At 63.9% G+C, this 23,632-nt stretch carries 19 protein-coding genes; 10 read left to right on the top strand and 9 right to left on the bottom strand.

Annotated features, from left to right (window positions below):
- The first annotated feature begins 7 nt into the window (after positions 1-7).
- The 7 genes from J1G37_RS17350 to J1G37_RS17320 are packed head-to-tail and all read left to right on the top strand — an operon-like array spanning position 8 to position 6,452.
- On the top strand, positions 8-1,225 hold the full coding sequence (locus J1G37_RS17350) for a type II and III secretion system protein family protein (protein ID WP_207043716.1): 1,218 nt from the start codon (positions 8-10) through the stop codon (positions 1,223-1,225).
- Positions 1,222-2,412 carry a pilus assembly protein gene (locus J1G37_RS17345; protein WP_207043714.1) on the top strand — a complete coding sequence of 397 codons (1,191 nt, stop codon included), beginning with the start codon at positions 1,222-1,224 and terminating at the stop codon, positions 2,410-2,412. The genes J1G37_RS17350 and J1G37_RS17345 overlap by 4 nt, the downstream gene beginning before the upstream one ends.
- Positions 2,409-3,683, top strand: coding sequence for a CpaF family protein (locus J1G37_RS17340; protein WP_124525650.1), 1,275 nt, complete (start codon positions 2,409-2,411; stop codon positions 3,681-3,683). Before J1G37_RS17345 ends, J1G37_RS17340 begins: the two co-directional genes overlap by 4 nt.
- A 12-nt stretch (positions 3,684-3,695) precedes the next feature.
- Positions 3,696-4,580: a type II secretion system F family protein gene (locus J1G37_RS17335; RefSeq protein ID WP_207043712.1), complete on the top strand. Its 885-nt coding sequence runs from the start codon at positions 3,696-3,698 to the stop codon at positions 4,578-4,580.
- Position 4,581: 1 nt separating this feature from the next.
- Entirely contained in the window at positions 4,582-5,466 is an 885-nt protein-coding gene (locus J1G37_RS17330; protein ID WP_207043705.1) for a type II secretion system F family protein, read from the top strand.
- A gap of 11 nt (positions 5,467-5,477) precedes the next feature.
- Complete coding sequence (locus J1G37_RS17325) at positions 5,478-6,167, top strand: tetratricopeptide repeat protein (RefSeq protein WP_207043704.1); 690 nt, start codon at positions 5,478-5,480, stop codon at positions 6,165-6,167.
- A 12-nt stretch (positions 6,168-6,179) separates the two neighbouring features.
- Entirely contained in the window at positions 6,180-6,452 is a 273-nt protein-coding gene (locus J1G37_RS17320) for a DUF3613 domain-containing protein (RefSeq protein ID WP_207043703.1), read from the top strand.
- Here the strand turns inward: J1G37_RS17320 and J1G37_RS17315 are convergent.
- Positions 6,449-7,234: a response regulator transcription factor gene (locus tag J1G37_RS17315; RefSeq protein WP_207043702.1), complete on the bottom strand. Its 786-nt coding sequence runs from the start codon at positions 7,232-7,234 to the stop codon at positions 6,449-6,451. The two genes, J1G37_RS17320 and J1G37_RS17315, sit on opposite strands and share 4 nt — an antisense overlap.
- Positions 7,235-7,350: 116 nt before the next feature.
- Positions 7,351-7,836: a prepilin peptidase gene (locus tag J1G37_RS17310; RefSeq protein WP_207043701.1), complete on the bottom strand. Its 486-nt coding sequence runs from the start codon at positions 7,834-7,836 to the stop codon at positions 7,351-7,353.
- Between the two features lie 72 nt (positions 7,837-7,908).
- Between J1G37_RS17310 and J1G37_RS17305 the strand changes: the two genes are divergently transcribed.
- Entirely contained in the window at positions 7,909-8,346 is a 438-nt protein-coding gene (locus J1G37_RS17305) for a TadE/TadG family type IV pilus assembly protein (RefSeq protein WP_207043700.1), read from the top strand.
- The gene (locus J1G37_RS17300; RefSeq protein WP_207043699.1) at positions 8,343-11,075 is read left to right on the top strand and encodes a PAS domain-containing sensor histidine kinase; all 2,733 of its coding nucleotides are present in this window, start codon (positions 8,343-8,345) and stop codon (positions 11,073-11,075) included. Before J1G37_RS17305 ends, J1G37_RS17300 begins: the two co-directional genes overlap by 4 nt.
- Here the strand turns inward: J1G37_RS17300 and J1G37_RS17295 are convergent.
- The 6 genes from J1G37_RS17295 to pbpC all read right to left on the bottom strand — a co-directional run bounded on the left by J1G37_RS17295 (position 11,072) and on the right by pbpC (position 18,066).
- Positions 11,072-13,081 (bottom strand): pilus assembly protein TadG-related protein, encoded by a 2,010-nt coding sequence (locus J1G37_RS17295; RefSeq protein WP_207043692.1) that lies wholly within the window; start codon positions 13,079-13,081, stop codon positions 11,072-11,074. The two genes, J1G37_RS17300 and J1G37_RS17295, sit on opposite strands and share 4 nt — an antisense overlap.
- A 228-nt stretch (positions 13,082-13,309) precedes the next feature.
- The gene (locus J1G37_RS17290) at positions 13,310-13,867 is read right to left on the bottom strand and encodes a DUF4136 domain-containing protein (protein ID WP_207043689.1); all 558 of its coding nucleotides are present in this window, start codon (positions 13,865-13,867) and stop codon (positions 13,310-13,312) included.
- A 45-nt stretch (positions 13,868-13,912) separates the two neighbouring features.
- Positions 13,913-14,515, bottom strand: coding sequence for a DUF4136 domain-containing protein (locus tag J1G37_RS17285; RefSeq protein ID WP_207043688.1), 603 nt, complete (start codon positions 14,513-14,515; stop codon positions 13,913-13,915).
- Between the two features lie 24 nt (positions 14,516-14,539).
- Positions 14,540-15,289, bottom strand: coding sequence for a methyltransferase (locus J1G37_RS17280; protein ID WP_207043686.1), 750 nt, complete (start codon positions 15,287-15,289; stop codon positions 14,540-14,542).
- The gene (locus J1G37_RS17275) at positions 15,282-15,590 is read right to left on the bottom strand and encodes a MazG-like family protein (RefSeq protein ID WP_105695251.1); all 309 of its coding nucleotides are present in this window, start codon (positions 15,588-15,590) and stop codon (positions 15,282-15,284) included. Before J1G37_RS17275 ends, J1G37_RS17280 begins: the two co-directional genes overlap by 8 nt.
- Before the next feature lie 163 nt (positions 15,591-15,753).
- Entirely contained in the window at positions 15,754-18,066 is a 2,313-nt protein-coding gene (gene pbpC, locus J1G37_RS17270) for a peptidoglycan glycosyltransferase PbpC (RefSeq protein WP_207043754.1), read from the bottom strand.
- A gap of 224 nt (positions 18,067-18,290) precedes the next feature.
- On the opposite strand from pbpC, the gene J1G37_RS17265 reads away from it, so the two are divergent.
- Positions 18,291-18,584: a hypothetical protein gene (locus J1G37_RS17265; protein ID WP_207043684.1), complete on the top strand. Its 294-nt coding sequence runs from the start codon at positions 18,291-18,293 to the stop codon at positions 18,582-18,584.
- Between the two features lie 77 nt (positions 18,585-18,661).
- On the opposite strand, the gene J1G37_RS17260 is transcribed toward J1G37_RS17265, so the two are convergent.
- Positions 18,662-23,560, bottom strand: a complete 4,899-nt coding sequence (locus J1G37_RS17260) for an alpha-2-macroglobulin (protein WP_207043682.1) — start codon at positions 23,558-23,560, stop codon at positions 18,662-18,664.
- Positions 23,561-23,632 lie beyond the last annotated feature (72 nt).

Genomic DNA, 23,632 nt, shown 5'->3' with positions numbered 1-23,632 from the left:
GCCTTGAATGAGCAGTCGTTCCATGCCGAAGTTTTCGCGAGTGTTCTGCGCCCTGGTCACTCTCGCCCTGCCCGTCGGCGCGGCACAGGCAGCATCGGGCAATTGCGCCAGCCTGGGGCAGTTGCCGGCGACCCTTGAGGTCGGTGAAGGTTTGCAACAGGCCATCCAGTCCCCGGTCGCCATTACCCGGCTGGCGGTCGGCGATCCGAAAATCGCCGACGTCCACGTCAACGGCAACCAGGCCTTCCTGCTCACCGGCGTCTCATCCGGCGCCACCAGCCTGATGATCTGGACCGCCTGCTCGCCCAGCCCGCGCCAGACCATGGTGTTCGTCAAGGGCAAGGCCACGTCGGCGCTGACCAGCCTGTCGCTGTCGCCGTCGGAAGACCCGTCGCTGCCCAGCCAGGTGCAGACCGATATCCGTTTTGTCGAAGTCAGCCGCACCAAGCTCAAGGAAGCGAGCACCAAGTTTCTCGGGGTCGGCACCAACTTCTTCCTCAGCAGCCCGAACATCCTGTCCCCCTCAGAGGGCGTGTTCAAACTGCCGGTGAGCACCGACAATTTCAACGTCGGTTTTGGCGGCGGCCGCGTCAAGGCGATGATCAACGCCCTCGAAAGCAGCGGCTTCGCCTACACCCTGGCGCGTCCCAGCCTGGTGGCCCTGAGCGGCCAGAGCGCGACCTTCCTGGCCGGCGGCGAAGTGCCGATCCCAGTGCCCAGCGCCGGCAGCGACACCATTTCCATCGAGTACAAGGAGTTCGGCATTCGCCTGACCCTCACCCCCACGGTGATCGACCGCAACCGCATCACCCTCAAGGTCGCGCCGGAAGTCAGCGAACTGGACTACAGCAACGCCGTCGCCATCCAGGGCATCCGGGTGCCCGCGCTGACCGTGCGCCGCACCGACACCAGCGTGTCCCTGGCCGATGGCGAGAGCTTCGTGATCAGCGGCCTGATCAGCACCAATAACCGCTCCACCATCGACAAATTTCCAGGCCTGGGGGATATCCCGATCCTCGGTGCGTTCTTCCGTGACTCCAACATCAGCCGTGAAGAAAAAGAGCTGCTGATGATCGTCACCCCGCATTTGGTCCAGCCTCTCGCCGCGAACGCACAACTGCCGTCCCTGCCGGGGGAAAACCTGCGCAGCTACGACCCGAACTGGTACCGCCTGTTCTTCCTCGAAAACGGCAATTTCGACCGACGCACAGGACTCTCCCAATGAGCGAAAGCCTGAGCCAGACCTTCCTGGCAATTACCCGCAACAGCACCGACCTGGAATGGCTCCAAGGCGCCCTCGCACCTCTGGGCCAAGTGGTCAGCGCCGGCAGCGGCAGCCTCGACGAGCTGCTTGCGCTGGTGGACGTGACCTTCGCCAACCTGGTGTTCATCGGCCTCGACCGCGAAAACGTCACCAACCAGTGCGCCCTGATCGAAGGCGCCCTGGAGGCCAAGCCGATGCTGGCGATCGTGGCCTTGGGCGACGGCATGGACAATCAGCTGGTGCTGAATGCGATGCGCGCCGGCGCCCGGGATTTTGTCGCCTACGGTTCGCGCTCCAGTGAAGTCGCGGGGCTGGTGCGACGCCTGAGCAAACGCCTGCCGGCCGTGGCCCACACCAGTCACCTGGGCGGCCTCACCGTGCTGTATGGCACCCAATGCGGCACCGACGGCGCCATGTTGGCCGGGCACCTGGCGCATGTGGTGCAGAAAAGCGGCCAGCAAACCCTGGTCCTCGACCTCGGCCTGCCCCGGGGCGACAGCCTGGCGCTGCTGGGCCTGGAAAGCTCGTTCCACTTCGGCGACGCCTTGCGTCACCTGCGCCGCCTCGACGCCACCTTGATCAACAGCGCCTTCACCGCCACCGAAGCGGGCCTGCGCATCCTCGCCTACACCGACAGCGACGAGCCCCTGGAACACACCAGCGCCGCCGAGCTGTACATGCTGCTCAGCGCCCTGCGCCAACACTTCCAGCACATCGTGGTGAACCTCACCGGCCAACCGGACAGCGAAGCCCTGCGCACCTTTGTCAGCCATTGCGACAAGCTGCTGTGGTGCACCGACCAAAGCGTGCTGGACTGCCGGCGCAACCTGGCGGTGCTCAATCGCTGGCGAGAAAAAGGCATGAAGCTGGAACACGGCCGGTTGCTGATCGACCGCTACATCAAAGGCGCCGCACCCGAGGCCGACGCCCTGGGCAAAACCTTCGGCCTGGAAGTCATTGCCGTGCTGCCCCTGGCCGCAGAGCTGCGCCTGAACGCGAAAAACCAAGGGCAAAGCCTGTTTTCCCTGGCCCCGCGCGAACCCTTGAGCCAAGGCTTGCGGGTGCTTGGCGAGCGCCTGGCCAAACGTTCCGAAGGCCTTGAGAAACCCTCGGCCAACTGGCTTACGCGCCTGTGGGGCACCAAGTGAGCGGCGAAAAGCTGTTCGGCGTGCCCGGCGGGCGCGCTGCCGTCGGCAATACCGATCACGACGGCCTCAAGCTGGTGCTGCACCGCTACATCATCGACGCCATCGAAGAGTCGGGGAAAAACCTGCTGGAAGGCACACGCCAGTCCCTCGCGCAGTTTGTGATCGACAAGGTCAACGAATACATCACCCGTATGCACCTGGCGATTTCCCGCTATGAGATGGAGCGCCTGGCCGAAGAGATCGTCGACGAACTCACCGGTTTCGGCCCGCTGGAAGTGCTGCTGCGCGATGCCTCCGTGACGGAAATCCTGGTCAACGGCCCGCATCGGGTATTCGTCGAACGCGATGGCTTGCTGCACCAAAGTGACCTGCGTTTTATCGATGACCACCATGTGGAGCGCGTCATGCAACGCATCCTTGCGCCCTTGGGACGGCGCCTGGACGAATCCTCGCCGATGGTCGATGCGCGCTTGCCCGATGGCAGCCGGGTCAACGCGATCATCCCGCCGATTGCCCTCGACGGCCCGTGCCTGTCGATCCGCAAATTCCGCAAGGACATGCTCAAGAGCAGCGACCTGGTGGCCATGCAGACCATCGACCAACCGATCTTCGAGTTCTTCCAGGAGGCCGTGGGCAAGCGCTGCAACATCCTCATCAGCGGCGGTACCGGCACCGGTAAAACCACGCTGCTGAACATTCTCAGCCAACTGATCAACCCCCACGAACGCCTGGTCACCATCGAAGACGTGGCCGAATTGCAACTGGGCCACCCCCACGTGGTGCGCCTGGAAACCCGCCCGCCAAATGCCGAAGGGCACGGTGAAGTGAAGGCCAGCGACCTGATCCGCAACGCCCTGCGGATGCGCCCCGACCGCATCATCCTCGGCGAGATCCGTGGCGTGGAAGTGCTCGATGTGCTCACCGCGATGAACACCGGCCACGATGGCTCCATGAGTACCGTGCACGCCAACAACGCCCAGGATGCGCTGCTGCGGTTGGAGACCCTGGTGGGCCTGACCGGGCGCACCGTCGCGGAAAAAACCCTGCGCCAGATGATCTGCGCGGCGCTCGACGTGATCATCCAATTGTCACGCATGCCCGACGGCCGCCGCTGCGTCACCGAGGTGGTGGAAGTGGTGGGCGTGCGCGATGACGTGTATGTCACCAACACCCTGTTCCGTCTCGACAAACGCACCGGCTACGGTTTTTTGCGCGAAGCCATCAACCCCGCCGGCGACAAACTGCGCCGCGAAAGCCACCTGCCGCAGTAGGAGGCGCCGCCCATGCTTGCTCCGATCCTGCTCGCGCTGATGTCCCTGGCCATGCTGTTGCTCGGCCTGCACCTGATGCGCCGTGGCGTGCGCCAGGCGCAGACCGACCGCGTGCTGGAGCGCCTGGCCCACGGGCAACCCGACAGCCCGGAAAACAACCCGGTGCTGACCAGTCTGGAACGCACCTTCATGCGCGCCGGCCTGGGCAAGCCGACCGAGCGCCTGGGCCTGTGGCTGACCCTGTGGGTGCTCGGCGCGGTGCTGGGCTTGCTCGCCTTCGAATGGCTGGGGTTGCTGGTGATGCTGTTGACGCCGCCGCTGGCGCTGCGTTTCTACATCTCGCTGCGCTATCAGCGCCGGTTGCGGCGCATGATCGAGCAACTGCCGCAATTGCTCGACCACGCCGTGCGCAGCCTCAAGTCCGGGCGTACCCTGGCCGATGCGGTGCTCGGCGCCATCGATGCCAGCGAAGACCCGTTGCAGAGCGCCATGGGCCGCATCAAGCGCAACGTGTTGTTGGGGGTCAGCCTGCCGGAGGCCGCGCACGACTTCGCCGAGTTGTATGAACAGGATGAGCTGCGCCTGTTTGCCCTCGGTTTGAAGGTCAACCATCGCTATGGCGGCAACGCCAGCGACCTGCTGGAAAATCTGATCAAGATGATCCGCGAGCGCGACCAGGGCGCGCGCCAGCTGCGCGCCATGACTGGCGAAACCCGCGTCACCGCCGTGGTGCTGGCGCTGCTGCCGGTCAGCGTGGCCGGCTACTTCCTGCTGACCAACCCGACTTACCTGGTGGGCATGTGGGCCGATGGCAGCGGCCAGTTGCTGCTGATCGGCGCCTTCAGCATGCAGATCATCGGTTGTGTGGCGCTGTGGCGCATGCTGAGGAGTATCTGAGATGGCCGTGCTCATCAGTATTGCGCTGTTTCTCGCTGCGTTCGCCCTGGTGGCCGTCAACGTGATCGGCCAGCGCCGCCAGCAACGGGTAGTGACCCAGCGACTCCAGGGCGACACCCAGCGCAACGACAAGGTCGGGCACTTGCTGCGCCAACTGGGCAACACGCGGATCGGCCAGCGCACCATCAGCCTGGACAACGAAACACAAGTCCTGCTCAACCGCATCGGCTGGAGAAAAGCCAGCCAACGCTCGCTGTTTGCCGCCTGCCAGGTGGGCGCGCCGTTCCTGTTTCTCGGCTTGACCCTCCTCTTGCAAAGCGTGTTTTTCCCCGATGTCACCCATGCCTGGCCCGCGCCATTCCTGGGCTTTGCCACCGGCTATCTGCTGCCCAAGCGCGTGCTGGCGTCCATGGCCAAGCGGCGTCAGGAGCAAATTTCCCAGGAGGTTTCGACCTTTATCCCGCTGCTGCGCATCCTGTTCGAGTCGGGCATGGCTGTGGAGCAGACCCTGCGGGTCATGACCAACGAAGCCCAGCAGTTGCTGCCGGTGCTGACCTCGGAGCTGCGCCTGGTGCTGGCGCGGGTGGACTCGGGCCTGGAGTTGGGCGAAGAGCTGAGCAAGACCAGCCTGATGCTCAGCGTGGACGAGTTCAGCGACACCTGCGCGATCCTGCAACAGCTGTTGTATCAAGGCGGCGGCGCGATGAAGTCGTTGCAGGCGCTCAAGCAATTGCTGGATGACCGGCGCCTGACCCGCATGCAGGAATTCATTTCGAAAATGTCGGCCAAGATGTCGGTCGTGATGATGGTCTTTCTGTTTCCCGCGCTGCTGATTGTCTTGGCTGGCCCTGGGTTTATCGCCATTTCCAAGGCCATGGGGCCTTGAGAGGACGCACCATGAAATTACTGATTGCCGCCTGCAGCGTGTTGTTGATGAGCGGTTGCGCGAACATGGGCCAGACGCCCTGGTCCGGCTTCGCTGGCGCCAGCAGTTGCTCCAAACCCAGTTCGGACCAGGAGTTGTCACTGAACCTCGCCGATGAAATGGCCAATGACGGCAAGCTGCACGCCAGCCTGGCCAACCTGCAAAACCTGGCGGACAACTTGCCTCAGGTGCGCCTGCGCAAGGCCAAGGTGTACCGGCTGCTCGGGCGCAGCGAGGCCGAGCCGATGTACCGCAGCCTGCTGGGCACGTGCCTGGCAGCCGAGGGTGAACATGGCTTGGGCCAATTGGCGGTGGCCAAGGGCGATAACGGCCAGGCCCTGGAACACTTGCAACGGGCCGCCAAACTGTCACCCATCGATGAAAAAATCCGCAACGACCTGGGGGTGGTCTACCTCAACCAGCTGCGCATGGAAGACGCCCGCTTCGAATTCCTCACCGCCATGGAACTCAACCAGAGCAACTCGCTGGCGGCGGTGAATATGGTCACCTTGCTGATTTACCAGAACAACTGGAAGCAGGCGTCGCAGTTCGTCAGCCGCTTCAACCTGAGCCCCGAGCAGTTCAACCAGGCCCAGACCCGCGCCGAGCAACTCAAGGGCTCGGCAACCCGCGCCAAGGGCCAAGTGGCGACCGTCCAATAAGGGAGTGCCCCGATGAAACTCAAACCCCTCGCCCACCTGCTGTTGGCCACCCTGCCCCTGACCGCGCTGGCGATCGAGCCCGGGCCGTCATCGGTGTACCAGAGACAGACCGAAGGCTGGCTGCAAATGCAGATCAAAGGGCAGTTGGCGACATCAACGCCGCAAAAGGCCACGCCAGCCGAGCGCGAGCAGGCCATGCAACGGTTGATTGATAGTTACAAACACCCTATTCCCGAATACTACGACCAGAAAGTGGGCGGCGCCGCGAGTAGCGGCAGTAACTAGTGGGCGGTGACGCGCTGGCGTATCGCCGAACTGCTCGGTGACAGCGCCAGCGCCAGTTGCGTGCGGTTGTGCATATGGGTCAGGCGCAGCACCTGGGACACGTAGAGTTTTACCGTGTTCTCGGTGATGCCCAGCTCACAGGCGATCTGATAGTTGGTCTGGCCTTTGCCGACCAAGCGCGCCACGTCCAATTGGCGGGGGGACAACTGCTTGAAGATGGCCGGCATTTCACTGCTGTCGGCGTCTGCCAGATCGTCCGGCGCAGCGTGGCCGGCGGCCTGCGGGCTGCTGCGCACTTTGTCGAGGTCGTGGTACAGGTCATCGATCGAGGCCGACAGAAACTGCAGCTTCTGATTCAGCTGCCCCAGCTCCACGCCCTTTTGCCGCTCACGCAACGCCGTCTCCTGGCGTTGCAGGCCTTCGAGCAGTTCTTCGAGGTTGATCGGTTTTTGATAGTAGTCGGCAATCCCGGCACGCAATGCCTTGATCACATCCTGTTTGTCGGCGCGACCGGTCAGCATGATCGCCTCAAAGGCGCGCTGTTTGCCGGCGATGCGTTGCAGCTCCTGGACCAGTTCGATGCCGTCCATGTCCGGCATGTGCAGATCGCACAGCACCAGGCCGATCTCGGCGTCTTCACGAAACCGCGCGACGGCTTGCGGGCTGGAATGGCATGGCACGCAACGGTAGCCGTTGCTTTCGAGGAATTCGCACAACTCTTCCACGATCAACGGCTGATCGTCGACCACGAGCACTTTCATTTGCGGGGTAAGCTTGTTCACGCGCTACTCCATGCCTGGGCAAGCCAAAGTCTGATCAATCCGTGCCAACAGCGTCTATTTCGCACACCATAGCTATAAACGTAGACGCACTTTCCGACTATGTACATAGCGATAGCCTACGTCGCGACTAAAGGGATCCAAAACCAGGCGAGGGTAAACCCGACCAGTAAAAACGGGGCAAAGGGTTGTTTTTTTGACTGCTCGGGCCCCAGATAGTGAAGGGTGTTTCTAACCCCTTGATTCATCAGCGGCCACAATTTTGGCGCCAGCAGCAACCAGGCCGCACTGGCCAGTCCGGCGCCGATAAAAGTGCCCAGCAAGTACTCGCAATTGGTCGCCAGCGCCAGGGCCGCCAGCAGTTTTACGTCCGCAGCGCCGAGGCGCCCCAACGCGTAACCGGGCAAGGTGAACAGCACGGCCAGGGCAAACGCCCAGCCGCCCTCGGCCGGCGTGGCGCCCAGCCAGGTGGTGCCGCTCCACAGCAGGTAAACAAGGGCCAGCAGGAAGGCGCCGAGCGTCAGTGAGTTGGCGATCTGCCGTTGGCGGATATCTTGCGCAGCGCACAGCGCCAGCCAGGCGAACAGAAAGAGGCTCTGAATCACGTAAAAAAAATCCCTTTTTGCTGAATGATTCTATGCTGATATCAGGTAGTGGTAGTCAGGGTAGACGCAGTCATGAGAAAGGGCCTCCCTAGAAAACAGAAAGGTGCCGCCGCGATTGAATTCGCGCTGGTGTTCATGCTCTTTTTCGCCGTGTTCTATGGCCTGGTCAGCTATAGCCTGCCGTTGCTGCTGTTGCAGTCGTTCAACCAGGCAACGGCCGAAGGCGTGCGGCGCAGCGTCGCGCTGGACCCGACTACCCCCGGCTACGCCGCCGCCGTCCAAGCCCGCGCCGTGGCGGGCGCCCAGGCTCAATTGCAGTGGCTGCCGTCCGCGTTCAAATTCGTACCGGCCTACATCACCACGACCTTCACGGCCAACCTACTGACCGTGCAGATCAACTACCCCTCCAGTAACCTCAAAAACGTGCTGCCGTTCCTCGTGCTGCCGGGCTTTGGCACCGTGCCCAACCTGCCAACGACACTCTCGGCCCAAGCGAGCCTGCAATTTTGACCTCGGGGGAAAAGTTCTTTGATCGCCTCCTCGGCCGCCCGCCCGAGGCTCCTGTACCACCAGCCATGGTGCCCGCCAACGCCGGCTTGCAGATCGACCTGGACGCCCTTGGCCGTGTCCTGCACATCCACGGCGCCCTGCGCCATCGCCTGGTCAAACACACCACCACGCAACAACCTGTACCGTTGCTGGACTACCTGTGTGTCCACAGTGCCGTAGTCATCGAAGGCAGCCCCGCCGACTGGCAGGGGCAGATCCTCGACCTCGACTTCCAAGGGTTTGCCGCCAGCCCCCTGCACACCCGTGGCTGGCTGCAACCCCAAGGCGATGGCTGGCGCTTGCAGCTGTTGGATATCGGCGACTTGCTCGCCCACCGCCAGCAGGCCGACACCCGCGAGCGCCACCAGTTGCTCAGCGCGCAGATCAGCGAACGCCTGCGGGTGTGCAGCCTGGCCCGTCTGCCAGAGGTGGTGCAGGAGAATCTGCACAGCATCGCCCAGCACTTCAAGGTGCCCTGCGTCGCCATCGCCCTGCTCGACGAACAGGACCAGGGCTGGCAAGTCCACAGCCAGTACCGCGCCTTTGACGCCCCGCTGCTGTGGCGCGACGGCCAGCTCCTCGGCGGCGCCCTGGATAGCCTTGGTGGCACCGCCCCTGTGCACCTGACCCGCAACCATGGCCACAGCGAGCATCCGCGCCTGCAAGGAATATTCGGCAATGCCGAAGGTTTCCTGGTGCCCTATCGCGATGATCACGGCGTCGCCGCGTGGCTGCTGTGCGGTTTCTTTCAGACCGAGGACGCCTTTGCGCGGGACTGGCTGCAACTCGCCGCCGCCCTCGCCGCGCCGTTGCTCAGCCGGCTGCGCGAACAGCGTCACCAGCAACAACTGGATCGCCTGGAAGCCCTGCAAGGCTTGCTCGGCACCGGTTGGTGGGAGTTGCCCAACCACGGCGAAGACATCCAGCTAGCGCCGCAACTCCAGCAACACCTCAACCCAGACGCCCCGACCACACGCCTGGCCGTGGCCGACTGGCTGCTGCTGTTCCACCCCGCCGACCGCCAGGAACTCGCCAGCCGCCTGCAAGACTTGCAGACCCTGAGCAAACCGCTGTCCACCAGCGTGCGCCTGCACCGCCTCGACGCGGCGCAAAACCCCGTGTGGTATCGCGTGCAGGGCCAGGCGCTGGGCGTGGGCAACAACCGCCGGCTGATCGGCTTCATGCTGGACATCAGCGACATCAAGAACCAGCAGCAACAAGCCGCCGCCGCCCATGCGCGGCTGGACAACCTGATCGCCAGCGCGCCGGCGATCATCTACGTGCAGCGCTATGTCGAAGGCACCCTGCAACCCCTGTTTTTCAGCGATAGCCTGCTGCCCTTGCTCGGTCGCACCCTGGCCGAATGCACCCCGGCCAGCCTGATCGAATGGCTGCACCCCGACGACCGCGACCTGTACTTCGAACGCACCCGCCAATTGCTGCGCGAAGGCAGCGTGCGCAGTCGTTATCGGGTCCAGGACAAACTCGGCAACTATCACTGGTTGCTCGATGAAGCCAAGCTGCTGCGCGACGACCTCGGCCTGCCGGTGGAAGCCGTGGGCCTGTGGCTGGATGTCACCGAGGCGACCCTGGCTGCCGAGCAGGTCAAGCAAAGCGAGGAGCGCTACCGCATCCTCGTGGAAGACTCGCCGGCGATGATTTGCCGCTACCGCCCCGACCTGACCCTGACCTTCGGCAACACCCCGCTGGCCAATTACCTGGAGTGCCAACCCGGGCAATTGCCCGGGCTGAACCTGGCGGACTGGCTGTCGGATGAGCAACGCACAAGCTTCGTGCAGCGTATCGGCCAACTCACCCCGGAGTTCCCGGTCAGCACCGCCGAAATCAGCCTGCAACTGCCGGGGCGTGCGCATGCCTGGTGGGTGTGGTCGGACCGTGGCGTCTTCGATGAGAACGGCGCGCTGGTGGAAGTGCAGGCCGTGGGCCGCGACAACACCGAGGTGCGCCGCTCCCAGCAGCAACTGACGCAAAGCGCGAAAATGGCCACCCTTGGCGAAATGGCCACGGGCCTGGCCCACGAGATCAACCAGCCGCTGAACGTGATGCGCATGGCCATCGCCAATGTGCTCAAGCGTTTGAGCAGCGGCGAGGTGCAGATCGACTACCTGAGCGAAAAACTCCAACGCATCGACACCCAGGTGCAGCGTGCGGCGCGGGTGGTGGACCATATGCGCGTGTTCGGCCGGCGCTCGGAAATCGAGCAACAACCCTTCGACCCGGCACAGGCGGTGGAAGGCACCCTGTCCCTACTCGGCGAAGGCCTGCGCGGCAAGGGCGTGGATGTGCGCCTGACCCCGGCGGGCTTCACGGTGCAGGTCAAAGGTTACGTCGATCAGCTGGAGCAAGTGCTGATCAACCTGATGGTCAACGCCCGCGACGCGTTGCTCAGCCAACGGGAAAAACAGCCGGACCTGCGCCCCTGGATCGCCGTGCACAGCGAGCATGACGCCAGCCACGTGCGCATCTGGGTCGAAGACAACGGTGGCGGCATCGACCCGCGTTTGCTGGAGCGGATCTTCGAACCGTTCTTCACCACCAAGCCCATCGGCGTGGGCACCGGCCTCGGCTTGTCGGTGAGCTACGGCATTGTGGAGAACATGGGCGGACGTCTGAGCGTCGGCAACGGCGAGCACGGCGCGCAGTTCTGCGTGGAGCTGCCGCTGGCCTAGTTCACCAACGCCGCCTGGCCGTGGGGCCTGCAGCTGAGGTTGGCGCCGACTTCGACCTGGTTCAGGTTGATGCCCAAGGTTGAGAGCAAGCCATTGACCAGCGGATCGACAATCGGGCTGAGCACGTTGCCAATTACGCCGCCCAGTGTGGACGTCAAGTTATTGAGCAACGTGCCGCTGGTGACCAACAGCGAGCCCAACAGGTTGAACCCTGTGGGTTGGTAGACCTGGAACTTCAGCCCGGTTTTCAACGCGGTGCCGACGGAAGCCACCAGGTTGGTGGTCGATAGCGAATGATACAGCGATGGCTGCTTGATCTCCGGTGGCTGGGGGAAGGTGTAGGTGGCGCCGGAAGCAGTCTGCGTGCCCACGGCAGGGTCGATGGTCACGCCTATGCCGCCGCCATAAAACGGCTTGCGGGAGGCTGGATCACAGGTGGTTGGGCCGAGCCCGAGCAGCGGTTTGAGGCAGGTAATCGCACCGATGTCGATCACCGGCAGCGGCGGCACCGACGCCAAGGGCGGGCTCGCGCCTAGCGAATCGCTCAGCGTAGGGCTCTGGCCGACCTTGATGGTCACCACCGAGGCGTTGGTTTGGGTGGTCAGGGTTTTGGTCGCGTCGCTGGCGCAGGTGAAGCCGGTGACATAGCTTTCCGCGCTGCCCAGTTCGAGGATCACATCCACACTGGGCACCGACGGGTTGGTCGCGGACGACAGCAAGCGCAGGTCGGTGGTCTGGCAAGGGGTGCCGCCAATCGCGCAGAAGACTGAACTGAGCGTCCCAGCCAGGTTCAGGCTGAGCAAATTGTTCAGCACGTCGGAAAGCGGGCTGACCAAGCCGTTCAACGCCGTGTTGACCAACGGTGTTGCGAGCAGCGGCAAGGACACCGTCAACCCCACGCTGACCTGCGCGGTGCGCACATAGATGCGCGTGGCCGCATCGGTTTTATTCTTGGCGTACGTGGGGTCGCCAATCGACGACAACTGCGGCGGCTGAATGACTTTGACCTTGACGCTCACATTAACCCCCGGGATCGTCACCGGTATCTCGGCCACCACGCCGTTGGTCTTGTTGGCCAACTGCACAAAGGCTTGCGCCAGTTGCAACGCATTCACCGTGGTGTTGAGCCCCGAAGACACCGCTCCGGCCTGCAATTGCACGAGGGTGCCCAAGGTCACGTCGGCGGGCCCCACCAATGCCTTGATCTGGCCCAGCGCCGTCGTCGCCGCCACCGAAGCGGTCCCGCCACCGGCCTGCAATACCGTGACGGCGGCGTCGATCAATTGGCCGATCTTGAGGTTCTTCGCCAGCAACTCATCGTAATTGCCCGCCTGCACGTTCACGTTCAGCGCCAGTTGGTTCAGGTAGCTGAGCAGGTTGATGTCGCTGCCCGCCAACCCTTGATAGCCCACCAGGCCCAGCGACAGGTTGCCGCCCAACAGCTTGCCAAACAGCAGGTCAAGGGCGGGCGAGTTGGTGGAGTCAACCTTCGCTACCGTTGTCTGGATCGTCAACTGCGCCTGCGGCGGCAGAATCTTCGGCGCGGCAACCGCCTTGGCCGTCAACTGGGTCGTCAGGTTGTAGGCGTTGCCATTGAACAGCGACCACACGCCCCCGGCGACACTGGTCAGCACCGGGCGCGAGGCGATCACCTGGATGGCATCGGTCTTGGTCGCATCGGCACTGAACACGCGCAGATTGCTGGCGTTGGTGGTCAGCGTGCCGCAGTTCACGTTCAGGGCGTTGCCGGGGGGGATGACATAGCCGTTGCGCGTGGCGCTGGCACCCGCATAAACCGGCGCTGTGTTGGTGGCGGGGATGCAGTTGCCATTGCGCTGTACCGCTTCCAGAGCGGCCATATCGGCAATGCCTTGCAGCTTGCGCTTCTCCAGATAGAGGCGCCCGCTGTCGATGACCAACAACAGGAAGACCAGCGCCAGCCCGAGGGTCAGGGCCGCCGTCAAGCCAATCGCACCACGCTGCCTGGAACGAAGTCGGGGAGACATCGAGCACTCCTTTAGCGCTTACTCTCCGTAGTTGCAGTGGAGTGTAGACAAGGCTTGGCGGGTGCGCTGGCCAGTCGCCACATTGGCGACTGACGGAGATGTTGTGCCGGACACAAAACAAATGTGGGAGCTGGCTTGCCTGCGATAGCGATCTGTCAGTTGATGCATCTTTGACTGACAGACCGCTATCGCGGGCAAGCCCGCTCCCACAGGGGATTGCAGTGTTGTTTAGTGTGGCGGGTAGTTGGAAAGGATCTTGGTGACGGTGCTACGGATCGCACTGCTGCGATCCTGCGGGTTCGGCGTGCTGGCCATCATCTGTTCGTCACTGCCGCGCCACACCAGCTTGCCGTCCTTGCCGTCGAGCAGGTCGATCTGGATGGTCGCCACCTTGTAGGTGATGTTGCGCGTTTCGTTGTACATCGGCGCGCCCCAGTAGCCATTCCAAGGCCCGCCCCAGGCGCCGCCGTAGTTGGTGGTGACTTGTTGCTGGCGGTCCTCGACGATCAGGTAGGCCTGCACGTTCAGGTCCGCCTTGGTGCCTGGCGCCGCCGGGCGCAGGCCGCGCTGGTCGAGTTGCTCGCCGATGGCCTGGCGGATGCGTTGTTCGGTGAGGTCACTCTTGATCCGCGGATCATCCGGGCGGTATTGCAGGGCCGGGTCTTTCCAGGCCCAGTTGCGGTACGCGCCGAAGTCGCGGCTGGCGTCAAAATCGTGGTTGACCTGATTGCTCTGGCAACCGCCCAGCAGCACTAAAAATGCGAGCGTTGCGATACGACGAAACATGGTTTTTCTCCAAAGTACGACCTGAGCCTGGAATGAGAATAGCGCTTAACTCGGCGGATAGGCGCTCAGCGCCTTTTGCACGGCCTTGCGCAACGCCTCGGCGCGTTCGCTGAGGCTGCCCTGGCTGGCGGTTTCGGCGCTGGTGCTCCAGACCGGCTGGCCGCTGCGCGCGTCGAACAGGTTGACCCGCACCACCGCCACCGTCACTTCATAGGTGCGCACGATGGGTGCCGAGTTGTACATGCCGTAGCCATTGCCATAGCGGTTATAGCCGCCGTATCCGTAGCCGTAGTCATCCTGGACTTGCTTGAGGCGCTTCTCCAGGCGCACGTCGGCGCTGACCAGCAGGTCAGCGGGCTGGTTGGCGCGCTGCGGGCGCAAGCCGCGCTGGTCGAGGGCGCCGTTGACCGCTTCGGCAATCTGCGCCGAATCGGCCCAGGCCGTGCCGGGCGGGAGCTGGCCATTGCGCCAGGCCCAACTGCGATACGCGCCGTAGTCACGTACCGGCGCGGGGTAGGCGCTGGCATCGAAGGTATTGGCCGCCTGTGCGGGCGCGGGCGGCATCGGCGCCGAAGCGGCGACGTAAGGGTTGGGGCTGGAACACGCGCCCAGACCGAGGGACAACAGGATCAAACAGAGACGACGCATTTCGACCTCCGCAGACTGGGCCGCTTAAACCGGACGGCAAATCCAGTGCAAATAACGCCCAAGTCCGGCAAAGCTTGGGTGACGACGGTGAGCGAGTTCCATCTCCAACAAGTCCTGTAGATTCGCGCGGGCCTGGAACTCCACCGGCATGTAGTCGTGGAATACCCGCACACCGCTTTGGCTTTCGACCTGCCAAAGGCCATCGAGTTGCGCCGCCAGCTCACGCGGGTCGAGCGGCTGTTGCGGGGTGAGGCTCTGCTTCTCGCCGGCCATGTCGTTCTTGCGCATCTTGCGGAAGTGGCCTTTGAGCAGGTTGCGGTAAATCAGCGCATCGCGGTTGTAGAACGCCAACGACAACCAACCGCCCGGCACCGTGAGTTGGTGCAGCACCGGCAGGATCGCATGGGGTTCGGCCAGCCATTCCAGCACGGCGTGGCACAGCACCAGGTCGTAGGGCTCGGTGAGTTGGCCGAGCAATTCCTGCCAGGGTGCATGGATAAACGTCGCGGTCTGCCCGGCGTCGGCGAAGCGTTGGCGCGCGCCGTCGAGCATCGGCTCGGCGGGTTCGGCCAGGGTCACCTGATGGCCTTGCTCGGCCAGCCACAGCGACATATGGCCCAGGCCCGCGCCGATATCCAGCACGCGTAATGGGCGCTGGGGCAGTGCCTCGGTCAGGTCGGCCTGGAGCACGGCCAGGCGGATGGCCCCTTTGGCCCCGCCGTAGATCTTCTCGGCGAAGCGCGTGGCCAGTTGGTCGAAGTGGCGATCACTCATGGGCAAACCGCCGTTCGCTGTCGGCCAGTTTGGCGCGCACCACCTCGTTCATGTCCAGGCCCAACTCGCTGCACAGCAACAGCAGGTACAAGACGATATCGCCGACTTCCTGCCCGGCGTGGGCGAGCTTTTCAGCGGGTAGCTGGCGGGATTGGTCTTCGGTGAGCCATTGGAAGATTTCCACCAGCTCGGCCATTTCCACGCTGGCGGCCATGGCCAGGTTTTTCGGGCTGTGGAACTGCTTCCAGTCGTTGTTATCGCGGATGCGGTGCAGGCGTTCGGTGAGGTGTTCGAGGTTCATGCGGGGGCTCCTGAAGGTGTGTAGCTTCGGGGGGTTTGGCCTTGAAGGCAAGTGAACCTTTGGGCCGCCATCGCGGGCAAGCCCGCTCCCACATTTTGACCGTGTGAACCCAATCAACTGTGGGAGCTGGCTTGTCGGGGCGCCGCATCGCTGCGATAGCGATTTAATCGACGACGCTGAACTCCAACCTTGCAGTTTGCCCCGCCTCATCCAGCACACTCAATTGATAGCGCCCCAGCCGCTCGAAACTGGCATTGATAAAGTCCTGGTTGGCACTGTCCCCCAAAGGCTCGCCATTGAGAAACCACCAACGCCGCCCACTGCCGCCCAACGCCGAGATCTTCAACCGCAGTACCTGTTGGCTGGCGGCTGGCAGGCGCAATTGATCCCCTTCACGCACACCGACTATCGACAGCGGCGAAGACGCCGCCAATGCCGGTGGCGGGCAATCGGGATCGGCCGCCGGGATACGTGCTTCGCGGCGCTCGACGCGCGGCAACCACGGTTCCAATGGCGCAGGCCACAGGGCGATGTTTTTAAGCTCTGCACCCGCGCAACGGGCGTCCACCCGCAGCCCCTTGGCGTTCACCCATACGCTCTCCATCAACCCCACGCTCAACGGTTGATCCAACGCCTGCAAGGTCGGCGGCGTGGTGTTGTCCAGCGTCCACGCGAAGCGCTGGCGGCGGCAATTGGGATCGCTGCGATTCATCGGCTGGCCCAAGGGCCAACAGATCGCCGCCACGCCCACATTCGCCGGCACCGGCCTGACGGGCGCGCTGATGCCGCGCTGGCTGTCACGGTTGGTCAGCACGTCATGCACCTGCAACATCAACGGCGCCGCCGAAGCCAGGCCGAACTGCCCCGGCACCGGCGTGCCGTCCGGGCGGCCGATCCACACGCCGATCAAATAGCGCGGGCCCACGCCAATCGCCCAGGCATCGCGAAAGCCGTAGCTGGTGCCGGTTTTCCAGGCCAGCACCGGGCGCTGCACCAGTTCGGCACGCGGGTCGCGGTCGGGTCGCGCCTGGCCGCTGAGGATGCGCCGCACAATCCACGCGGCGCCTGGGGATAACAGTGGGCGCTCCCTGAGCACATCATCCGGCTGCAAACGGATCGTCGCGCTCTTGCCGTCCCGGGCGAAAGCGCTGTAGCCGCTGACCAGGTCTTCCAGACGACTGCCCGCGCCGCCGAGGATCAAGGCCAGGTTCGGCTCGGCCAACGCGGGCAGCGCCAGGGGCACACCGCCGATGCGCATCTGCGCGGCAAAACGCTTGGGCCCATACGCTTCCAGCAACTGCACCGCCGGCAGGTTCAGCGAACTGGACAGCGCCGTGCTCGCCGGCACCGCGCCGGTAAAGCCCATGGAGAAGTTTCCCGGCCGGTAATCGCCGTAGCGCCGGGGTACGTCTTGCAGCAGGGATTCGGAGTGGATCAGCCCGTCGTCCAGCGCCATGCCGTAGAGAAAGGGTTTCAACGTCGAGCCCGGCGAACGCAACGCGCTGATCATGTCCACATGGCCAAAGCGCTTGGCGTCGTTGATATCCACCGAGCCGAGGTAGGCGCGCACGGCCATGCTTTCCGCTTCCACCACCAGGATGGCCGCCGAGGTGTGTTCCGGCAGGCGTGCGCGCCAGCCCAGCAGCAGGTCTTCGAGACGCCGTTGCAGCGTGGCGTCGAGGGTAGTGCGGATCAGCGGCGGGCTGTCGGGGCGGTTCAGGCGGCGCGCGAGCAGGGGCGCCAGGCTCGGTTCCAGGCGGGGGGCGAGCAGCAGCGGTTCTTCCAGGGCTTCATCGACGGCGGCTTGCGGCCACACCTGGAACTCGGCGAGGCGGCGCAGCACTTTGTCGCGGGCTTGCTGGGCGCGCTGCGGGTGGCGGTCGGGGCGCAGGCGGCTGGGGGCCTGGGGCAATACCGCGAGCAACGCAGCTTCGGCGTGGGTCAGTTGGGCCGGGGACTTGCCCAGGTACGCCCAACTGGCCGCCGCCACGCCTTGCAGGGTTCCGCCAAACGGTGCGCGGTTCAGGTAGAGGTTGAGGATTTCGTCCTTGGACAGGTGCCATTCCAACTGCGCCGTGCGCCACAACTGCCGCAGCTTGCCGTGGAAGGTGCGCGAATGCGGGTCGAGCAAGCGCGCGACTTGCATCGACAAGGTGCTGCCGCCCGACACCACCCGCGCGCCGGTGAGGTTCTGCCAGGTTGCGCGGGCCAGTGCCAACGGGTTTACGCCGGGGTGCTGGTAGAACCAGCGGTCCTCGTAGGTGAGCAGCGCATCGAGGTAGTACGGCGAGACTTCGCTGGTTTGCACCGGGTAGCGCCATACGCCGTTGGCATCGGCGAAGCGCCACAAGGGCGTGCCGTCTTCGGCGAGGACGACGCGGGCCAGATCGTCCTGGGGGAGCGGCAACGGCCAGATGCGGTCGGCCAGCCACAGCAGCGCCACCACCAACACCACAAACCCCAAGCTCCAGCGCAGTAACTGTGGGAGCTGGCTTGCCTGCGATAGCGGTGGGTCAGGTAGTGAAGATGTCACTGGCCCACCGCTATCGCAGGCAAGCCAGCTCCCACATGGGATTGTGTGTATCCGATACTAGGGAAACCCATTATTTAACCTGCAAACCTCTATGCTTATAGGGAACTAGCCTGACGCAATCACAACCAAAGGCAAACACACGCCCACCTTCTTATCAGGACACACACATGCAGGTAGAAAGCTTTTTCGAATGGTTGGGCCAAGCGCTCGGTGCTGTCATCCGCTTTATCGTCGATGGGCTCAGCGGTTTGTTCGGTGCCTTGACCAACGCGGGCGGCAACTTTGTCGAAGGCCTGTCACGCACGTTGGGCATGGACACGTCGATCATCAGCATCCTTACGCTGATCATTGGCCTGCTGTTCCTGTATTCGGCGGTGCGGGCGTTTATGCGTGCGTCGATCATCCTCGGGATTATCTGGTTGATGCTGGGGCTGTGGTTGCTCAGCTGGGTCGTGCACTAATCCCCCAAACACCTCATCCCACCTGTGGGAGCAGGCAAGCCAGCTCCCACATTCAGGCCCCATTTCAAGTTGAGGTTTCAGCGGCCTTTGATTACCAGGTCTGCCGGGGTTTCTCCCACCGCCTGCCAGTTGGGCCGGTACATCGACTCCACTTGCGGCGGCGGCACGCGGTACGTGCCCGGCGTCACCGCCCGCGCCAGATACAGCAGGTGCGTGGTGCCGGAACCGTCCAGGTTCAGCGCCGCCACATAACGATCATCACGAAACTCCTGATGCTTGAGCGACGCGTTCTGCATCGACTCACGCCATTCCTTCACCTGGCTGCTGGCGTTCTCCAAGCTGGCCGCGCTTTGCGCCAGGTTCTGGTTTTCCAGTTCCAGGCCGGCCGGCAGCAGGTCCACCACCAAGGCATCCGGCACGCGCTGCTTGGCACTGACAGCCAGGTGCACCAACACCAGGTCGCCGCTGTTGAGGTTGCGCAGGTTCAGCGGCTGGCCGTTCATGCCCAGGTATTCGCGGCGGATAGCCAGGTTGTCACCACCCGGCGCCGGTGGCACCTGTGGATAACCCGAAAGGGTCAGTTGCTGGTAGACCGGCGCCTCACCCTGATTGCTCAGGCTCAGGTCGCTCGACAGCAGCTTGCCTTCCAGCTCCAGCGTCGGCTGCTGGTTGTTCAACTCCTGCACACCGCCACTGCCGGTGAGCGTCACTTGCCAGCTCGCATCAGGCTTGGCAAACCCCAGGCGCCCGGCGAGGAACAGCGAATTGCGCTCCTGGGTCGACAAGTACGGGCTGGCCGCCAACTGATCCGACAAGGTAAACAAGCGTTCCTCACGCTTGCCCTTGGCCAGGTCATTCTCTTCCAGTAGCGCCAGGATCATCGCCTGATCACGCAGCGGGCTACCGTAATCAGCCAGCCATTCATTGGCATTGCGCTGCACCGCCAGACCGGCGAGCAGCGCCTGGTCCGCACGCGGCTGGTCGCCCATCTTTTGCAAGGCAATGGCCAACTGCACCAGCGGCAAGCCGGAGCGCGCGTCGCTGCGGCGCTCGAACAGGCTGCGCAGCGCGCCCAGCGGCGCCTGTTGGCTGCGCGCCAACACCATGCCGGCGTAGGCCTGCACGGCAAAACGGGTGTGCTCGGCGTTGTCGCTGTAATCGACCTCGATCAGGTTGCGCTCCTGCACATAACGCAGCAGGCGCTCGCTGGCCTTCTTCAAGGCTTCAGGCGGCACAGCAAAGCCTTGATCGCGGGCGCGCAGCAGGAAGTCGGTGACGTAAGCCGTCAGCCAATATTCTTCTTCGCCATCGGCGCCCCACAAGCCAAAGCTGCCGTTGTAACGCTGCATGCCCAGCAGGCGCTCGATGCCCAGTTCGATCTTGCGTTTGCGCTCGGCATCCGGCTCGCCCTTGATCGCCAGGCGCTTGAGCAAGGCATCGTCGGCATACAGCGACGGGTACAGGCCGCTGGCGGTCTGTTCCAGGCAGCCATACGGGTAGGCCTTGAGCGCGCTGATCTGCGCGCCGAGGTTCAACGGCGGCCGGCTCGACAGGCTCAACAGCGCCTCACGCCCCGACGCATCGAACTGATCCAGCGCGCCCGCGGGCAGGCTCCACGGCTGATCCTTGAGCACTGCGCGATAATGCTTGAGCAGTGCCGGATACGCCGGACGCACGCCCAAGGTCCACTCGCGGCTGAACGGCGGCAGGTTTTCACCCGGCAGGTCAAGGCCGTTCACCGTGACCTTGACCTTGCCCTGCCCCAAACCGCCCCAGGCTTTCACCGGGATGCGCAGCGTGGTGCGCTGGCCCTGTTTCAGTTCGACGGTTTGCGCACCAGCGTTGACCAACTCCAACTGCCCTTCGGCACTCAGTTGCACATCGAGCTTCTGTGCCTTGCCCGACAGGTTGGACAGGTCCAGCGCCAACGTCGTCTGGTCGCCACCCGCGAGGAAGCGCGGCGCCGACAACTCGGCAATCAGCGGCGCGGCAATCACCGTCTTGGCCTCAGCCATGCCGTAGCGATCATCGCTCCAGGCCTGGGCCATCAGGCGCAGTTCGCCGTTGAAGTCGGGAATGTTGACGCTGACCTCGCCCTCGCCTCTTTCATTCAAGGTCACCGGCGCGCTTTGCAGGGCGACGATGGTCACGCTGGTGTCAGGCCGCTTGCCGCCCTTGGCCAGCGCCGCATCGCCACCAAACGCCAGGCTGGCCAGGCGGCCTTGGCCGGCCTCGATCAACTGGCCATAGATGTCGAACTGGTCCACGCCATAGGCCTTGCGGCCGAACAGGCTGGAGTAAGGGTCGGGCGTCGGGTATTCGGTGATATTGAGGATGCCGACGTCCACCGCGGCCACCAGCACATGCACCTGTTTCGGCAAGCTGCCATCGGCATTTTTGGCGGCGACTTTCACCGTCAGCGGTTGTTTGGGGCGCATTTTTTCCGGCGCGCTGAGGGTCAGGCCCAGTTTGCGCTGGGTGCGATCCAGCGGCAGGTGCAGCAAGCCCACCGCGCGTTTTGGGGTGATATTGGCTTTGCGCTCGCCGGGACGAATCACCAGGGCGCTCACATACAAGTCATGGCGCGACCATTTCGGGTCGAGTTTCACGGCGAAGCTTTTGCCTTCGGCCGGCACCTCGATTTCCTGCCACCACAACGGGCCTTCGGCGGACTCCACCAACAGGTAGCCTTTACCGGCAGCGGGCGGTGTCACCGTGACGTTGGCGGTATCGCCGTCGCCATACGCCGGTTTATCCAGCGCCAGCTTGACCTGGTCGGGGCGCACGGCGCCGCCTTCGGTGTTGTCCTGGGCCTGGTAGCCGGCCCAAAAGCGCAGGCTGCTGACCAGCCCGGTCTGCGGGTCTTCGACCTCGACGCGGTATGGGCCCCACTCGACCTGGAAGCTGACCTTGGCGGTGTCGCCGGCCTTGATGTTCAGGGTCTGCTCATCGAGGTTGAGGAATTTCTCGTTGAAGTGATAGCTCCAGCCATCGTTCTCGGAGTAGTTCCAGTAGTAGTCGCGGCGCTCGCGAACCAGGCGCACCTTGAGGTTTTGCGCGGCGAGTTTCTGCCCGTCCTGGTTGGTCAGCAGCACTTCGAATTCCGCCGGGCCATCGCCGTTGGTTTCCTTGCCGTCAAACAACCCGCGCAGGCCCGGCAGTTGCTCGGCCGGCCAGATCGGTTGCACCAGGCGCCGGGTGATCGGCCGCCCACCGGACTCTTGCAGGCTGGCTTGCACGATCAATTGCAGCGGCGACTTGACGTCGGCCCATTTGCTTTCCAGGGTCAGTTCTTCGTGGCCCTTGGCGTCAAGCACGCTTTCGTCCAGTTCGAAGTCCTGGCTCAGTTCCTCTTCGGTGACGGAGCCGAACTGGTAGCCCGGCAGCGATTTGACCGCCTCGCGCAATGGCCGCACATAGACTTGGCCGCTGACGCGATTGCCGGACGCCGGCGCACCATACAGGTAACGCCCGTTGACCTGGATCACCGGGTTTTCCGCTGGGCTCAACGGCGTGTCGCTGCCCTTGAGATCCAGCGCCAGGCGCTCGGGCAGGAAGTCTTCGACGAGGAATTCATACAGCTGCGGCTTGCCGTCGCCCAGGTCGAATACCAGTTGCCAGCGCCCGGTTGGGGCCTCGCCGGCCAGTTGCAGTTGATACTGATAGAGGCCGGACGCGTCGGCATCCCAGACGAATTTGCGGCTGACCTGCTCGTCCGGGCGGCGCACTTCGACGCTCACCGGCTGCGGTTTGACCGCGTGGCCATCCTTGTCCCGCAACAGCGCGTTGAGCAGCACGGTTTCGCCGGGGCGATACAGGTCGCGCGGGCCGAACACAAAGAACTGCAACGGATGGGATGGCTGGCCGCCGATGTCGAACTCCGCCAGGTCCAGCGCGGCGCTGTCGAGGCGCAGCATACTGGTCTGCTCGCCTTGCTTGGCCAGCAGCACCTGGGCCTTTTTCGGCAACGGCAACTCGGCGTGGCCGCCCTTCTCGGTCTTGCCCTGACCCAGCACGCGGCCGTCGGCATCGAGCACTTCGAGGTCGACGCCATCCAGCGCCTTGCCGCCTTCCAGCGCCTGGGTAAACACATCCAGCCGATTGGCATAGCGGTGCACTGACAGGCCGATATCACTCAGGGTGAACAGCGTGGCCGGCTGGGAATAGTTGTAGGTGCCCGACGCGCGCATCACCGCCAGGTACACGCCCGGCTGTTGCAATTGCTTGAGGCCGGCGATGGGCAGCAACAGGGTTTCGCGGGTATTGCGCGCCGGGTTCAGGTCGAAGCGGCCGCCGTAGACCAGGTCGGCCAGGGGCAGCAGTTCGCGGGATTCATAACTTTGCAGGCTCGTGTTTCGCCCCCACTGCGCGAGGAAGGTGGGCAGGGATTCGGGCTTGATGCGGAAGAATTCGACGTCGATCTTGTCGACGTTCAACGCGATCACCGGCAGGCCTTCGGCCAACCGCGTCGGCAGCAAGGTGCCACGACTGGCGAAGCCAACGGTGGCTTGCAGGTCGCGGGTTTCCAGGCGGGCGATGTATTCGGCGGCAAGCTTGTTGTCGTTGACCGCCTTCACGCCGGCATCGACCGTCAGCACGAGTTTGCGCTGCGGCTCCAGATGGCGCAGGCGCAGTTCCATCAGGTTATCGGAGATTTCCCAAGCGCCGTCGACCTTGCCGGACTTGCTGTCCACCAGGTGGAGTTTGTCGGCGAATTTCTGCTCGGGGTCCAGGGGAATGGAAAAACTCACGGAGAGCGTGCTGGCCCCGTCAAGCTGCACCTCGGACACATCCACCACGCTCAGCTCACGCCCGGCGTAGCGCTGCTTCAGCGCTGCCACGTCCACCGCTGCTTTGGCAGGCTTGGGCGCAACCGCCGCTGCTGCTGGGGCCGGAGGGGCTGCCGGTTTATCGGAAGAATCGCAGGCGCTCAGCAGGGCCAGCGCGCAGGCCAGGAACAATCCTTTGTTAAGCATGGGGCACTCGTAGTGGGAGGGGCCGAGGGATGAACTATATATCAGCCCGCGTGGGGCCGATGAGGTGCTGGT

Origin of the sequence: Pseudomonas sp. Marseille-Q1929 (assembly GCF_017316265.1) — a bacterium.
GTDB lineage: Bacteria > Pseudomonadota > Gammaproteobacteria > Pseudomonadales > Pseudomonadaceae > Aquipseudomonas.
The sequence above is the reverse complement of the archived record's forward strand: the minus strand, read 5'-3'. Positions and strand labels throughout refer to the sequence as shown.